14 protein-coding genes are annotated in these 14,076 nt (G+C 73.1%); 9 read left to right on the forward strand and 5 right to left on the reverse strand.

The features are described from left to right. Window positions 1-6: 6 nt before the first annotated feature. Both AB0898_RS10275 and cdgB read right to left on the reverse strand, forming a co-directional pair. Window positions 7-918: a carbohydrate-binding protein gene (locus tag AB0898_RS10275; protein ID WP_366802419.1), complete on the reverse strand. Its 912-nt coding sequence runs from the start codon at window positions 916-918 to the stop codon at window positions 7-9. A 152-nt stretch (window positions 919-1,070) separates the two neighbouring features. Next, complete coding sequence (gene cdgB, locus AB0898_RS10280; RefSeq protein WP_366802420.1) at window positions 1,071-2,726, reverse strand: diguanylate cyclase CdgB; 1,656 nt, start codon at window positions 2,724-2,726, stop codon at window positions 1,071-1,073. Window positions 2,727-3,056: 330 nt separating this feature from the next. On the opposite strand from cdgB, the gene AB0898_RS10285 reads away from it, so the two are divergent. Further along, entirely contained in the window at window positions 3,057-3,641 is a 585-nt protein-coding gene (locus tag AB0898_RS10285; RefSeq protein WP_366802421.1) for a flavin reductase family protein, read from the forward strand. 42 nt (window positions 3,642-3,683) lie between these two features. Then, window positions 3,684-4,151 (forward strand): hypothetical protein, encoded by a 468-nt coding sequence (locus AB0898_RS10290; protein ID WP_366802422.1) that lies wholly within the window; start codon window positions 3,684-3,686, stop codon window positions 4,149-4,151. A gap of 58 nt (window positions 4,152-4,209) precedes the next feature. On the opposite strand, the gene arfB is transcribed toward AB0898_RS10290, so the two are convergent. Continuing rightward, complete coding sequence (arfB, locus tag AB0898_RS10295; RefSeq protein WP_366802423.1) at window positions 4,210-4,638, reverse strand: alternative ribosome rescue aminoacyl-tRNA hydrolase ArfB; 429 nt, start codon at window positions 4,636-4,638, stop codon at window positions 4,210-4,212. A 185-nt stretch (window positions 4,639-4,823) separates the two neighbouring features. On the opposite strand from arfB, the gene AB0898_RS10300 reads away from it, so the two are divergent. The 3 genes from AB0898_RS10300 to AB0898_RS10310 all read left to right on the forward strand — a co-directional run bounded on the left by AB0898_RS10300 (window position 4,824) and on the right by AB0898_RS10310 (window position 7,865). Then, on the forward strand, window positions 4,824-5,399 hold the full coding sequence (locus AB0898_RS10300; protein WP_366802424.1) for a TerD family protein: 576 nt from the start codon (window positions 4,824-4,826) through the stop codon (window positions 5,397-5,399). A gap of 87 nt (window positions 5,400-5,486) precedes the next feature. Continuing rightward, window positions 5,487-6,485 carry a bifunctional GNAT family N-acetyltransferase/NUDIX hydrolase gene (locus tag AB0898_RS10305; protein WP_366802425.1) on the forward strand — a complete coding sequence of 333 codons (999 nt, stop codon included), beginning with the start codon at window positions 5,487-5,489 and terminating at the stop codon, window positions 6,483-6,485. Window positions 6,486-7,364: 879 nt separating this feature from the next. After that, entirely contained in the window at window positions 7,365-7,865 is a 501-nt protein-coding gene (locus tag AB0898_RS10310; RefSeq protein WP_366802426.1) for a hypothetical protein, read from the forward strand. A gap of 8 nt (window positions 7,866-7,873) precedes the next feature. On the opposite strand, the gene AB0898_RS10315 is transcribed toward AB0898_RS10310, so the two are convergent. Further along, complete coding sequence (locus tag AB0898_RS10315; RefSeq protein WP_366802427.1) at window positions 7,874-8,602, reverse strand: pentapeptide repeat-containing protein; 729 nt, start codon at window positions 8,600-8,602, stop codon at window positions 7,874-7,876. 103 nt (window positions 8,603-8,705) lie between these two features. On the opposite strand from AB0898_RS10315, the gene AB0898_RS10320 reads away from it, so the two are divergent. Beyond that, complete coding sequence (locus AB0898_RS10320; protein ID WP_366802428.1) at window positions 8,706-9,680, forward strand: zinc-binding dehydrogenase; 975 nt, start codon at window positions 8,706-8,708, stop codon at window positions 9,678-9,680. A gap of 77 nt (window positions 9,681-9,757) precedes the next feature. Beyond that, window positions 9,758-11,272, forward strand: coding sequence for an MFS transporter (locus AB0898_RS10325; protein ID WP_366802430.1), 1,515 nt, complete (start codon window positions 9,758-9,760; stop codon window positions 11,270-11,272). 85 nt (window positions 11,273-11,357) lie between these two features. Here AB0898_RS10325 and AB0898_RS10330 read toward each other — a convergent pair whose 3' ends face one another. Beyond that, entirely contained in the window at window positions 11,358-12,029 is a 672-nt protein-coding gene (locus AB0898_RS10330; protein ID WP_366802478.1) for a rhomboid-like protein, read from the reverse strand. A gap of 31 nt (window positions 12,030-12,060) precedes the next feature. Here AB0898_RS10330 and AB0898_RS10335 point away from each other — a divergent pair, with 31 nt between their 5' ends. Next, a complete protein-coding gene (locus tag AB0898_RS10335) occupies window positions 12,061-12,912 on the forward strand; it encodes an aminoglycoside phosphotransferase family protein (protein ID WP_366802431.1) in 852 nt (283 codons plus the stop codon). A 59-nt stretch (window positions 12,913-12,971) separates the two neighbouring features. Further along, a complete protein-coding gene (locus AB0898_RS10340; protein ID WP_366802432.1) occupies window positions 12,972-14,039 on the forward strand; it encodes a right-handed parallel beta-helix repeat-containing protein in 1,068 nt (355 codons plus the stop codon). The last annotated feature ends 37 nt before the right edge of the window (window positions 14,040-14,076 follow it).

The raw sequence follows: 14,076 nt of genomic DNA on the forward strand, positions 1-14,076 counted from the left end.
GGCGGCCTACCGCCAGCCCGCCTCTATCCACATCGTGTCCAGGTTGGCGTCACACTGGTTGCCCGATCCGCAGGAGATGCTGATCGTGTTGCTCCCGCGCTTCAGCATGATGTTCGCCCAGGTGTGGGTCCAGCCGTGTTCCCAGTTGCCCTCGGGCGCCTTGGCGAAGTTGGACATGTTGAGCGGACGGTCCTGCGACGCGCCGTTCACCGTGAGCGTCATGTTGGCGTCCTTGCCGGGGACGCCGTACTTCACGTTCAGCGTGTACTTCCCGTCCTTGGGAATGTCGTCGAACGTCCACGTCGCCGAGGCGCCGACCTGGTTCAGGCCGCCGACATAGGTGCCCCCCGCCGCCTCCGCGCCCTTGATGTCCGAGGCCGGGGCGGCACCGCCGGCGAGCTGCATGCCCGTGCTGCCGGCGGCGTCGGTCTTCGGCAGCTCGCCCGGCGTCTTGGCGGAGGGCTTGGCGCTGGGCGCCTTGCTCTGCGCCTGGGTCGGGCTCGGGCTCGCGCCGCCGTTCGCCTCGTTGCCCGAGTCGTCGTTGAACATGGCCACGCTGATGCCGATGACGACCGCGGCGACCACCGCGATGGCGCCGATCAGCAGCCCCTTGGTGTTGGGGCCGCGCCGGCCGGCGTTCTGCTGGGCGCGGCCGCCCGGCAGGGGGGCGCCGGGCGCCGCCTGCGGGGTCTGGGCCGTCGGCTGGCCGTAGGCAGCCTGCTGCGGCGGGACCTGCTGGCCGTACGTCTGCTGCTGGGGGTACTGGCGCTCACCGACCGCGCGCACCCGGCTGACCGCGTTCGGGTAGCCGTAACCGCCGGACGGCGGCTGGGCACCTCTGGCCTGGCCGTCTGCGTACAGGTAGCCGAACGGGTCGTCTTCCTCGGGCGTGCTCGCGCCGTTGTCGCCGGGCGTCATCCCTGGTACTCCTCAAGCAGGTGCGGGCGGATGGGGTACGGGTTGGCAGGGCGAGCCTACCTTCCCCCATAGCCGAATTCGCTCGAACGGGGGACACCCCCGGGGCCCCCAAAACGGGCGAGTCAGCCCGTGTCAGCCCACTGACCTGCGGATCACCCGGCGCGCCGGTGCTGTTTGGGACGAGATCGTTTCTCTACGTACATCCGCTCGTCGGCCGACTTCAACACCTCGTCCGCCGTCATCCCGCAGTGCGCCCAGCCGATGCCGAAACTGGCACCCACCCGCACGGCCCGCCCCTCGGCCCGGATCGGCTGGATGATCTCGCCGCGCAGCCGCCCGGCGAGGTCCTGCGCGTCGGCGCGGCCGAGCCCGTCGGCGAGGATGACGAACTCGTCACCGCCGAGCCGGGCGACCGTGTCGCCGTCGCGCACGCCGTTGCTCAGCCGCCGGGCCACCTCGATCAGCACGGCGTCGCCCGCGTTGTGCCCGAAGCGGTCGTTGATCGACTTGAAGCCGTCCAGGTCGCAGAAGAGCACCGCGAGACCCTTGGCGCCGTCGTCGTGGCCGCCCTCGGGGGCGATGGTGTGCACATGGTGGTCGAAGGCGTCGTACGCCTCCGCGCCCGAGCCGAAGTCGAAACCGTGCCCGGCATCCGCGTCGCCCGGGTGGCCGTAGGCGGCGTCGAGCGAGTCCAGGCCGCCCGCCTGGGCCGCGCGCCGGCACAGCCGGGCGGCAAGGCGCGCGCGCAGCTCGGCGGAGTTGGGCAGCCCGGTCAGCGAGTCGTGGGAGGCGCGGTGGGCGAGCTGCAGCTCGCGGCGCTTGCGCTCCTCGATGTCCTCGACGTGGGTGAGCAGGAAGCGGGGTCCGTCGGTGGTGTCCGCGACGACGGAGTGGCGCAGCGACACCCAGACGTACGAGCCGTCCCGGCGGGCCAGCCGCAGCTCGCCCCGGCCGCCCTCGGGCGAGGTGCGGCGCAGGGTGGTGACGTCCTCGGGGTGGACGAGGTCGGCGAAGGAGTAGCGGCGCATCCCGGCGGCGGGCCGGCCGAGGAGCCGGCACAGGGCGTCGTTGGTGCGCAGGATGCGGCCCTGGTGGTGGTCGCCGTCCATCTCCGCGATGGCCATGCCGGAGGGGGCGTACTCGAAGGCCTGGCGGAAGCTTTCCTCACTGGCGCGCAGGGCCTGCTGATCGCGCTCCAGGCGGACCAGGGCGCGCTGCATGTTGGCGCGCAGATGGGCGTTGCTGAGGGCTATGGCGGCCTGGAAGGCGTACATCTGGAGCGCCTCGCGGCCCCAGGCGCCCGGGCGGCGGCCGCCGTGCGGACGGTCGACGGATATGACGCCGATCAGCTCGCCCCGCGCCCCGCCCTGGACACCGGGCGTGTACATCGGCGCGAAGAGCCGGTCGCCGGGGTGCCATCCCTCGTCGAAACGCGGGAGGGGCCCCTCGGTGAACCACTGCGGTACGTCGTCGTCGTCGAGGACCCAGCCCTCGTGGTGGGGGATGAACACGAGGTCCCCCCACAGCTCGCCCATGCGCAGGCGCCGCTCCCAGGACTCGCGGGCGCCGACCCGGCCCATGATCAGGGCCTCGGCGGCCGGGTTCCCGGAGAAGGCGGCGACCACCAGATCGCCGTCGGGGCGGACGAGGTTCACGCACGCCATCTCGTACCCCAGCGCGGTGACCGCGCCGTCGGCGACGATCTGCAGGGTGTCCGCCAGGCTGCGGGCCGTGTTCATCTCGGCCATGACCTGATGCAGCTGTCGCAGGGATGTGAGCGGGACGTACGGCTCCGACTCTGTCTCCATGCTCGCCCTCCCCCTCCCCCGAGACCTCGCCGCGCATCAAGGCTTCTTCTCGCCACTGAATCACAGCGCGCTCCCCACTCGGTACACAGGGTCAACAATTATTGCCCCTTGTGACTCAAGTCACAGTAGAACGTGAACAATTGAGTGGAGTTTCTGCGTTTTCCCGGCACTGTTCTTGAACGCAAAGTGAGTGAACATGCGCATATGCCGTACGAATCGGCAGCCGGGCGGGTCGGCACGGCTCGGGACGGTTGTCCGACCCGGGTCCTAGGACCCCTCTCGGGCGGAGGGCCGATGCGGCGGGCCGGGGCGCCGGATTAGCGTTTCCGCGTGCTGAACACCTCCGCCTCCGCCCCTTCCCCCGCCGTCCGGGCCGCTTCCGGGCATCCTGAGGAGGTGAGCGACGACGAGTTCCGGGCCGCGATGTCCCGGCTGGCCGCCGGAGTGGTCCTGGTGACCGCGCAGGAGCCGCCGCTGGACCCCGACGACCCGCACGCGCCGGGCACGGAGGACGTGGGCATGACCGCCACGGCCTTTCTTTCGGTCTCCCTGGACCCGCCGCTGGTCATGGTCAGCCTGCGCACCGGCGGCCGCATGGACGAACTCCTGGAGGAACAGCCCCTGTGGGCGGTGTCCGTCCTCGCCGACCACCAGCGCCAGATCGCGGGCCGCTTCTCGATGAAGGGCCGCATCAGCGACCGCCTCCTCTTCGCCGACCTCGGCCTCACCCGGGGCGAGGCGACAGGCGCTCCGCTGATCACGGGCGCGCTGGCGACGCTGGAGTGCCGTACGGAGCAGCGCGTGCTCGCCGGCGACCACACCCTGGTCATCGGCCGCGTCCTGACGGCCCACGTGCCGAGCGCGGAGGGCGGGCCGCTGCTGTACTTCCGGGGGCGGTACCGGCACCTGGGCTGAACCCCGGGAACCGGCGGGGGCGCGGACGATGTCTGCTTCCGCGTGCCGCACCTCGACGATCTGCTCACGACGCTCTACTGGGCCGCGCTCATGGCCCCGCTGTGGGCGCTCCCCCTGGCCGTTCCGTCGGCCGTCGTCCTCGCCCTGCGCGTCCGCAACCGCACGTGGGGTCCCGCCTGGTACGCCCCCGCCCCGACGTCCTGCCTGCTCCTGGCCGTCCTGACCGCCACCACGGCCTTCGGCGCCTACGGCTACGGCCTGGGCTGCGGCTTCTACTTCCTGGACCCGGACCAGATGTGCGCGGCCATGGGCATCCCCGGCGACACGATCGTCACCCACACCCGCCTCCCGGTCGGCGCGGAGTGCGTCACGGATTCCGGCCGGGCCACCGAACTGGTCCCGTCCTGGGTGAACCCGCTCGTCTTCACATGCCTGGCGCTGTGCGCGGTGGCGGTGGGGGCGGCGGTGGCGGGAGCGGTACGGAAGAGGCGGCACCAGGCGAGCGTCTGACGCGGGGCCGGCCGAAGGCGCCCGGGAGGAGAGCCCGGCCTGATCGACGAGCCACCCCCTAGCCCCAGTCCCGCCCGGAGCGGCCCCGCTTGGTGTCCGAGCGCTGCTTCTTCTGCCTGAGGCGGCGCTCGTTGATGCCCCGTGGGATACGGGTGGCGCGGCGGGGCCTGGGCGGGGGCGCGGTCGCCTCGGCGAGGAGGGCGGTCAGGCGCACGAGCGCGGCCTCGCGGTTGCGCCACTGGGAGCGGTGCTCGGAGGCGCGTACGACCAGGACGCCGTCCACCAGGCGGCCGGCCAGCCGCTCCAGCGCGCGCTGCTTCCACACCTCGGGCAGCGCCTCGGTGCGCGCGAGGTCGAAGCGCAGCTCGGCCTGGGAGTCACTGGTGTTGACGTGCTGCCCGCCGGGCCCGGAGGAACGCGAGAAACGCCATGTCAGCTCGGCCTCGGGAAGCGAGACCGAGCCACGGATGAGATAGGGCCCGGACATGACTCCATGGTCGCCGGTGCGGGCGGCCCGCGTCACCCCGTTTTCCCCCACCTCGGTAAAAAAGGTAAAGCGAGCAGGAACCTCTGGTACCCCTCCCGGCGTTCTCCCGGGTGACGTAGCTTCGTCGGGACCGACGGAGCGACAAGTACTCCGCCACGTACGCATAAGGGAAGGGACTCCCAATCATGGCTGTAAGCCTGTCCAAGGGTGGCAACGTCTCGCTCACCAAGGAGGCTCCGGGCCTGACCGCCGTCACCGTGGGCCTCGGCTGGGACGTCCGCACCACCACCGGCACGGACTTCGACCTGGACGCCTCCGCCATCGCGGTCAACGGCGAGGGCAAGGTCTACTCCGACGCCCACTTCGTCTTCTTCAACAACAAGCAGACGCCGGACAGCTCCATCGTCCACACCGGCGACAACCGCACGGGCGAGGGCGCCGGCGACGACGAGGCGATCAACGTCAACCTGGCCGCCCTCCCGGCCGACGTCGAGAAGATCGTCTTCCCGGTCTCCATCTACGACGCCGAGAACCGCGGCCAGAACTTCGGCCAGGTCCGCAACGCCTACATCCGCATCGTCAACCAGGCCGGCGGCGCCGAGATCGCGCGCTACGACCTCTCCGAGGACGCGGCCACCGAGACGGCGATGGTCTTCGGCGAGCTGTACCGCAACGGCGCGGAGTGGAAGTTCCGCGCGGTCGGCCAGGGTTACGCCTCCGGCCTGGTCGGCATCGCCCAGGACTTCGGCGTCAACGTCTGACACCCGCCGGACCCCGGGCGCCCTGACCGGCTCCCGGGGTCCGCGAAGTCCAAGTCGGCGGCCGCGCGCGGACGTTAGCGTGTCCCGGTGATCCTCGAACCCCTGGCCGCCGGTACGCCCGTCCCTCCGCCCCTGCTCGCGGAGCTGACCGCGCTGTACGCCTCGCAGGCGGGCTTCCACGCGATGAGCGGGGAGTTCCCGGACCCGGCGGACATCCGCCCCGGGCAGGTCGCGGACGCGCTGGCCGCCGAACTCGCCCACCCCGGCGCCGAGGTGCTGCTCGCGCGGGTGGACGGCAGGCTCGTCGCGGTCGTCATCACCCTCGCCCGCCACCCCGACCCGGCCGACCCCGACCCGTGGATCGGCCTGCTGCTGGTGCACGCGGCCGAGCAGGGCAACGGGCACGGCAGCCGGGCCGCGGCCCTCGTCGAGGAGCGGTTCCGGGCCGCCGGACGCCAGGCGGTACGGCTCGCGGTGCTCGACGACAACCTGCCCGGCCTCGCCTTCTGGACCGCGCTCGGTTACTCGGCCCTGGGCCACCGCCGCGACCGCGCACTCGGCCGCCCCTGCGTCGTCCTGCGCAAGGTGCTGACGCGCACCCCGCGCCAGGCTGCGCGTACGGCCGTCGTCGCGCCGGACGGCTCGGTGTTCCTCTGCCGCCAGGAGAACCCCGAAACCGGGCCGCACTGGACCCTGCCCGGCGGCGGCCTGGAACCCGGCGAGAGCCCCGCCGAGGGCGCCGCACGCGAACTGGCCGAGGAGACCGGCTGGACCGACCTGGCCCCTGGCACCCTGCTGTCCGTCTGGGAACACGACTTCACCCGGGCGGGCATCCCGGTCCACCAGCACGAGCACATCTACGTCACCCACGGCCCCCACCGCACCCCCACCCCCTCCGCCCTCGCCACCCACCCGGCCGAGGGCATCCTCGCCTGGCGCTGGTGGACCGGGGCGGAACTGGCCGCGTGCGAGGAGCCGGTGTGGCCACCGGATCTGCACCGGCTGCTGACCGAAGGGGCGGGTGGGTCCGCCGGCGAGCGGGGCGCTGGGCAGGCGAGCCGAGGGGGCGCGGGACGCGCGGGGTGAGCGGAGCGCCGGGCAGGCGGGCTGGGTGGGGCGGGACGCGCAGGGTGAGCGGAGCGCCGACCGCGCGGGGTGAGCGGCGCGCCAGACGCGCGGGCCAAGGAGAGCGCCGACGCGCCATCTGAGCGGACCGCCGAACGCGCGGGGCCGAGCGAGGCGCCGGGCACGTGGGCTGAGCAGGGCGCCGGACGCGCGGGGTGAGCGGAGCGCCGACCGCGCAGGGCACCGGGCACGTGGGCCGAAGAGAGCGCAGGACGCGCCGGGTGAGCGGACCGCCGACCCCACGGGGCCGAACAGGGCGCCGGACGCACCGGGTGAGCGGAGCGCCGACCGCACGGGCCGGGCAAGACACCGGACGTACCGGGCGCGCGGGCCGCCGCCCGCACGGGCCGAACAGGGCGGACGACGCGCGGGCTGAAGAGGACGCGGGACGCGCGGAGTGACCGGGGTGCCAGACGCGCGCAGTGACCGGGACGCCCACCGCGCGGCGGTGAGCGGGCCGCCGACCGCACGGGGCCGAGCAGGGCGGACGACGCACGGGCCGAACACGGCGGACGACGCGCGGGCTGAAGAGGACGCGGGACGCGCGGAGTGACCGGGGTGCCGACCGCGTGGGCTGAGCAAGACGCCAGACGCGCGCAGTGACCGGGGCACCGACCGCACGGGCTGAGCAAGACGCCAGACGCGCGCAGTGACCGGGGCACCGACCGCACGGGCTGAGCAAGACGCCAGACGCGCGCAGTGAGCGGGGCGGCGAACGCATGGGCTGAGCAAGACGCCAGACGCGCGGAGTGAGCGGGGCGGCGAACGTGCGAGGTGGCCGGGACGCCCGCCGCGCGGGGGTGAGCCGGTGGCAGCCACCGGCGTGGGACGATCTCCGACGTGCTCGACATCGGCTATGCCCTCTCCAACCGGTTCCCGGACCCGCCCCAGACCGACTACCGCCGCGCCGACGCGCGGGCGCTGCGGCACGACCTGTTCTGCGGGGACGTGTATCTGGCCGACACCAAGAGCGACCGGGAGGTGTCCACGGCCTGGGGATGGGTGCCGGTGCTGGACTTCGCGTGGGCGCTGTGCGACATCGTGGAGCAGCTGGACCAGGACCCCATGGGTTCCCGCGCGTCCCGGCCGCAGCGGGCGGAGCTGGACTTCACCGAGTCGACGGACCGGATGCTCTTCGAGCGCCGCTTCGGCTGGGTGGACATCGAGGCGGACTGGATGCGCGCCGAGGAGCCGCCGATCACCTTCTCGCACGCCGAACTGCGCCGCGAGGCCCGCGACTTCCTGCACGACGTGATCGCGGACCTCACCGACATGCACGAGGACCTCGCGGAGAACCCGGTGATCTGGACCCTCCAGGCCCGCTACCCCCGGATCTCCTGACGCCCCCCTCAGCCCTCCACCCTGATCCCCAGCTCCGCCGCGAGCAGCGGGGCCAGGTCCAGGAGCTGACCGCTGCTGATCACCGCGCCCGACAGCCGGTCCAGTCCCCGCTGGACCTCCAGCGGATCGGCCCCGCGCAGGTCCACGTCCTTCAGCGTGGCCTTCCCGAAATCCGCTCCCTTCAGCGCGCAGTCCACGAACTCCACGCGCTCCAGACGCGCCCCCGCGAAGTCCGGCTCGACCAGCACACAGGACTCGAACACCACGTCCTTCAGCCGGGCCTCGCGCAGATTGAGGAAGTCGAGCTTTCCGCCGCGCACGACGACCCGCTCCAGCACGGCCCCGTGCAGCTGGACCCCGCCCAGCCGGGGCGAGAGCAGCTCCACGTCCCGGAACGTGGCCTCGGCGAGCCGGGTGCCGACGCCCCGCAGCCCGGTCAGCACCGAGTCCAGGAAGCGGGCCCGCCCGAGCGCCGCCTCGTCCACCGCGCAGCCGGTCAGCGCGCAGTCCATGAAGCGCGCCCCCGCGCCCCGCTGCCCGGACAGATCCGTCTCCAGGAACTCAAGCCCGTCGTAGTCCCCGTCGGGCTCCAGCTCCCCCTCCGCCCACGGCCGCAGCGGCGGCAGCCGCACCTCCGGCCGCCGCGCCCCCTTCACCGCCGTACGCCCCGAAGCCGTACCCGTACCGCCCGTACGCCCCGTACCCGTACCGCCCGCACCCACCGCTTTCCGCACCATGCCCCTCATGCTGCACCCGGCCACTGACAACCGCCCTTGACCTCAAGTCCGGTCGAGGTTGAAGAGTGGGCCACGGCAGCCACCACCAACCGGGGGGACCACCATGCACGCCGTCCGGCTCCACTCCTTCGGACCGCCCGAGAACCTGGTCTACGAGAAGACCGAGGACCCCGTCCCCGGACCGGGCCAGGTGCGGATCGCCGTCGCCGCCGCCGGGGTGCACCTCCTGGACACCGCCCTGCGCGAGGGCCGGCGCGGACCGCTGCCCGCGCTGCCGGAGCTTCCGACCGTTCCCGGCCGCGAAGTGGCGGGGGTCGTGGACGCCCTGGGCGACGGCACGGACCCGGTCTGGCTCGGCCGGCGCGTCGTCGCCCACCTCGGGCCCGTACCCGGCGGCTACGCCGAACTCGCCGTCACCGGCGCGGACCGGCTGCACGAGATCCCGGCGAACCTGGACTTCGCGGCGGCCGTCGCGATGATCGGCACCGGCCGGACCGCGCTCGGGATCGCCGGGTTCGCGGAGCCGGCGGCGGAGGACGTGGTGGTCGTGCCGGCGGCGGCCGGCGGTATCGGCACGCTGCTCACGCAGCACGCGAAGAACGCCGGGGCCACGGTCGTCGGACTCGCGGGCGGCCCGGAGAAGACGGCCCGGGTGCGGGCGAACGGCGCCGATCTCGCCGTCGACTACACCGTCCCCGGCTGGCCGGAGGAGGTCCGCGCCTTCCTCGCCGGCAGGCCCGCCACGCTCGTCTACGACGGTGTCGGCGGCGAGGCGGCCCGTGAGTCCGTCGCCCTGCTCGGCCCCGGCGGGCGGCACCTGGTCTTCGGCTGGTCGGCGGAGGGCATCGGGGAGGAGGCCCGGGGCCACTTCGTGGAGGGCGTCTCCGAGTCCGTGCTCGGCCCGGAGATGCTGCGCCGGGCGGGCGGTCTGCGCGCCCTGGAGGAGCGGGCGCTCGCCGAGGCCGCCCGGGGCCGGCTGCGCCCGGCCGTCACCCGTTCGCCGCTGTCGGAGGCGGCCGCCGCGCACCGGGCGCTCCAGACGCGCGGCACGGTCGGAAAGGTGGTCCTGGAGCCATGACGAAACGCCCCGGAACCGGGCGGGAAAGGCCCGCCGACCCGGATGCGATATGCACCGATCCATAGTCTTCTGGCCCAATGAGCAGCGGCCGAACGGGTGAGTCCGTACCGATACCCGCGAGGGCCGAGGCGGTCGATCCCCGTCGCTGGTGGGGCCTGGTCGTCATCGCCCTCGCCCAGCTGATGGTGGTGCTGGACGCGACGATCGTGAACATCGCGCTCCCCTCCGCCCAGCACGCACTGCACATGTCCGACGGGAACCGGCAGTGGGTCATCACCGCCTACACGCTCGCCTTCGGCGGGCTGCTGCTCCTCGGCGGGCGCGTCGCGGACCTGGTGGGCCGCAAACGGACCTTCGTCATCGGGCTGATCGGCTTCGCGGCCGCCTCGGCGTTCGGCGGCGCGGCCACCACCCCGGCCATGCTGTTCGGCGCCCGCGCCCTCCAGGGCGTCTTCGCGGCCGTCCTCGCGCCCTCGGCGCTCTCCCTGCTGACGACGACGTTCACCGACCCGCGCGAGCGCGGCAAGGCCTTCGGGATCTACGGCGCCCTCGCGGGCAGCGGCTCCGCCATCGGGTTCATCCTGGGCGGCCTGCTGACCGAGTACCTGAACTGGCGCTGGTGCCTCTACGTCAACGTGCCCATCGCGATCCTCGCGGTGATCGGCGCCTTCGCCCTGCTGCACGACCGCCCGGGCCACGGCGGGTCCCGGCTCGACGTGCCCGGCGTCCTGCTCGGCTGCGGCGGTCTGGTCGCCGTCGTCTACGGCTTCAGCGAGGCCCAGCCACGCGGCTGGACCGACCCCGTGGTGCTCGCCCTGTTCGCGGCCGGGATCGCGCTGCTCGCGCTGTTCGTGTGGTGGCAGAGCCGCGCCCCGAGCCCGCTGCTGCCGCTGCACATCGTCCGCGACCGCAACCGCGCGGGCTGCTTCCTGACCATGATGCTCGCGGTGATCGGCATGTTCGGGCTGTTCCTGTTCATGACCTACTACCTCCAGGTCGTCCTGGGCTACTCCCCCGTCCGCGCGGGCCTCGGCTTCCTGCCCCTGACGGCCGCGATCATCACCGGCTCCACCCAGATCGCGGCCCGCCTGCTGAACCGCGTCCCGCCACGCCTGCTGATGGTCCCGGGCCTGCTGCTCGCCGCCATCGGCCTGGTGCTGCTGACCGGGATGACGGTCCACTCCTCCTACGTCTCCGACATCCTGCCCGCCCTGATCCTGCTCGGCCTCGGCATGGGCCTCACCTTCATGCCGGTCTTCGCCACCGCCACGGCCGGGGTCGCCCCCAAGGACGCCGGGGTCACCTCGGCGACGGTCAACACCGCCCAGCAGGTCGGCGGCTCCATCGGCACGGCCCTGCTCAACACCATCGCCACCACGAGCAGCGCGGCCTACCTCGCCGCGCACCTGCACAGCCCCGCCGAGCGGGCCGCCGTCGTCCCGGTGGGCGTGGTGCACGGCTACACGGTCGCCATCTGGTGGGCGGCCGGCGTCATGCTCCTCGCGGCCCTCGTCGCCGGCCTGCTGGTGACGGCCCGGCCGTCCGGACGGGGCGCGGCGACCAAGCCCCGGGTCCGGGAATCAGTGGGCTGACCGGGCCGGGTCGGCCGGCTCGCGGATCATCAGGTGGATCGCGGGGACGTCGCCGGGGGTCGCGGTACGGATCATGCGGCGCAGGTCAGTGCGGGGCGTCCCGCTCCCGCAGGGCCGCCAGACCCCCGCGCGGGCTCCACGCCCTCCCCCGGCCCCGGGTCAGCGGATAGCAGGCCAGGCCGATGAGGACCGACAGCACATGGCCGAAGTCGGTGAAGGTGCGGGCGGTGACGAGCGGTACGGCGTAGACGGCGGCCAGGAAGGCCAGGTAGGCGTACCGCCAGGGCGGGGCGATGCGGTAGGTGAGGACGGCCATGACCCCGGCGAGGGCGTAACTGACGCCGATGTCGAGCGTGTTGACCGCCGAGGGCGGGGCGTGGCCGTCGTTGACCGCCATCAGCAGGGCCAGCTCGCTGATGAGGGTGGCCAGCACATGGGCGGCGGCGCACACCGCGAGCCAGCGCAGGGTGCCGAGCCAGCGTTCGGCCTGGGCGTGGAAGAGGGTGTAGAGCGCGGCGTACGGCAGCCAGCGGCCGCTGTCGATCCACATCGCGCTGGTGACCAGCACCCGTACGGGGTTCTGGGACAGCTCGTGGATGTTGGTGGAGTGCTGGCGCAGGAACTCCTTCTCGAACTCCGGCGACATGTGGTGGAGCGCCACCGTGGTGAAGAAAAGGATGGTCAGCCACACATAGGTGCCCGGGGCGGAACGGAGGTAGTCCGCGACCGCCCCGAGCCCACGTCGCACACGGGTCACCCGGCTCACACGGGCCAGTATGGTCGTACGGATGACCGGGGTGCCTGGTGAGCACGGAGCCCGGGAGGAGCTGCGGGAGCGGACCGCGGGGTTCCTCCGCCGCTGGCATCTGCACGCGGACGGCGCCGCCCTGAGCGGCACGTCGTCGCTGGTCACACCGGTGACGGCCGCCGACGGAACCCCGGCCGCGCTCAAGGTGCAGCACCTGGACGCCGAGTGCGCGGGCGAGGCGGCCGCGCTGCGCGCCTGGTCCGGCGACGGCGCCGTACGCCTCCTGCGCGACGACCCGCCGACCGCCACCCTCCTCCTCGAACGCCTGCACGCCCGCCGCTCCTTGACCGCCCTCCCGGACCCCCGCGAGGCGGTCACCGTCCTCGGCACCCTCCTCGCCCGCCTGACCGCCCGCCCCGCCCCGCCCGGAATCCGCCGACTGGGTGACATCGCCCAGGCGATGCTGGACCGCGCCCCCCACGCCCTGGCCACCGAACCCGACCCCGCCGTACGCGCCCTGCTGCGGGACTGCGCCGCCGCCCTCCGCGAGGTCGCGGACGAGCCCGGCGACCGCCTCCTCCACTGGGACCTGCACCACGGCAACGTCCTCGCCGCCGACCGCGCCCCCTGGCTCGCCGTCGACCCCAAGCCCCTGGCCGGCGACCCCGGCTTCGAGCTGCTGCCCGCCCTGGTCAACCGCTACGACCCGGCCGACACACGCCGGCGCTTCGACGCCCTGACCGCCGCCCTCGGCCTGGACCGCGACCGGGCCCGCGCCTGGACCCTGGCCCGGGTCCTGCAGAACCGCCTGTGGCAGCTCGCCGACCCGGCCGCCCCGCGACCCGCCCCCGACCTCCGTCTGGAGGTGGGCGCGGTCCTGCGCCGGTACTGACACGCCGCCGGACGGCCTATATCAGACCTTCCGCATAATCGGGTCATAACGTACGCAATATGAAGAGATGTCACCTCGCATATCTCGCCTGCACCGCCGCCCTTCTCGGCGGCGGTCTCGGCGCCGCGCCCGCCGCTGCGGCGCACCAGACCCTCGTCGTCCGTCCCGGCCAGTCCATCCAGAAGGCGGTGAACGCCGCGCAGCCCGGCGACACCGTGCTGGTGCTGGCCGGCACCTACCACGAGAGCGTCGTCGTCGACACGCCCCGGGTGACCCTGCGGGGCGTCGGGGCGCGTACCGTCGTCAAGCCCGCCGCCACCAAGACGGGCAAGGTCGCCAACACCTGCGCCCAGCACGGCGACGGCATCTGCGTGCTCGGCACCAAGAAGAAGGACGTCCGGGGCGTCACCGTCGCCGACCTCAAGGTCACCGGCTTCAGCCACGCCGGCGTGTTCGGCATGGCGACCGACCGGCTGACGGTCCGCCGGGTGGAGGCCGTCAAGAACAAGGTCTGGGGCATCGCCACCGAGCGCTCGACGCGCAGCGTGCTGCGGGACAACCAGGCGCGCGGCAACGGCGACGCGGGCCTCTTCCTCGCCAACACCATCAACGAGGAGGGCGGCGCCTACGACGCCGGTGCCACCCTCGTCGAGCGCAACCGCCTGGAGAACAACCGCATCGGCGTCACCGTGCGCCGCCTGCGGAACCTGACCGTCACCGACAACACCGTCACCGGCAACTGCGGCGGGATCTTCATCGTCGGCGACGAGAACAAGCCGCAGGGCGGCAACCTCACCGTCTCCTCCAACGAGGTCGTGGAGAACAACAAGTTCTGCGCGAAGACCGCCCGCCTCCCCGTCATCCAGGGCTCGGGCATCGTCCTCACCGGCGCCGAGAAGACCCGCGTGACCGGCAACTACGTCGCGGGCCACAGCGGCAAGTCCCCGCTGTCCGGCGGAATCGTGCTGTTCAAGAGCATGGTCGGCGCCAAGGGCGTGAACAACCGGATCGACCGCAACACCCTTGAGGACAACTCCCCCGCCGACATCGTGAACACCGAGGCGGCCAAGGCCAACATCTTCGAGCGCAACTCCTGCCGGGCCTCCAAGCCCGCGGGCCTGTGCTGACCGCCCGCAGACCAGCGAAGACCGAGGAACCAGAAAG

The sequence above is a fragment of the Streptomyces sp. NPDC005435 genome (assembly GCF_040703155.1).
Taxonomy (GTDB): Bacteria; Actinomycetota; Actinomycetes; order Streptomycetales; family Streptomycetaceae; genus Streptomyces.

Excerpts from the sequence above, each read along its gene's own strand:
- AB0898_RS10300 (WP_366802424.1), top strand. The coding sequence starts at position 4,824 with ATGGCTGTAAGCCTGTCCAAGGGTGGCAACGTCTCGCTCACCAAGGAG.
- arfB (WP_366802423.1), bottom strand. The coding sequence starts at position 4,638 with ATGTCCGGGCCCTATCTCATCCGTGGCTCGGTCTCGCTTCCCGAGGCC.
- AB0898_RS10275 (WP_366802419.1), bottom strand. The coding sequence starts at position 918 with ATGACGCCCGGCGACAACGGCGCGAGCACGCCCGAGGAAGACGACCCG.
- AB0898_RS10335 (WP_366802431.1), top strand. The coding sequence starts at position 12,061 with ATGACCGGGGTGCCTGGTGAGCACGGAGCCCGGGAGGAGCTGCGGGAG.
- AB0898_RS10325 (WP_366802430.1), top strand. The coding sequence starts at position 9,758 with ATGAGCAGCGGCCGAACGGGTGAGTCCGTACCGATACCCGCGAGGGCC.
- AB0898_RS10340 (WP_366802432.1), top strand. The coding sequence starts at position 12,972 with ATGAAGAGATGTCACCTCGCATATCTCGCCTGCACCGCCGCCCTTCTC.
- AB0898_RS10315 (WP_366802427.1), bottom strand. The coding sequence starts at position 8,602 with ATGGTGCGGAAAGCGGTGGGTGCGGGCGGTACGGGTACGGGGCGTACG.
- AB0898_RS10320 (WP_366802428.1), top strand. The coding sequence starts at position 8,706 with ATGCACGCCGTCCGGCTCCACTCCTTCGGACCGCCCGAGAACCTGGTC.
- cdgB (WP_366802420.1), bottom strand. The coding sequence starts at position 2,726 with ATGGAGACAGAGTCGGAGCCGTACGTCCCGCTCACATCCCTGCGACAG.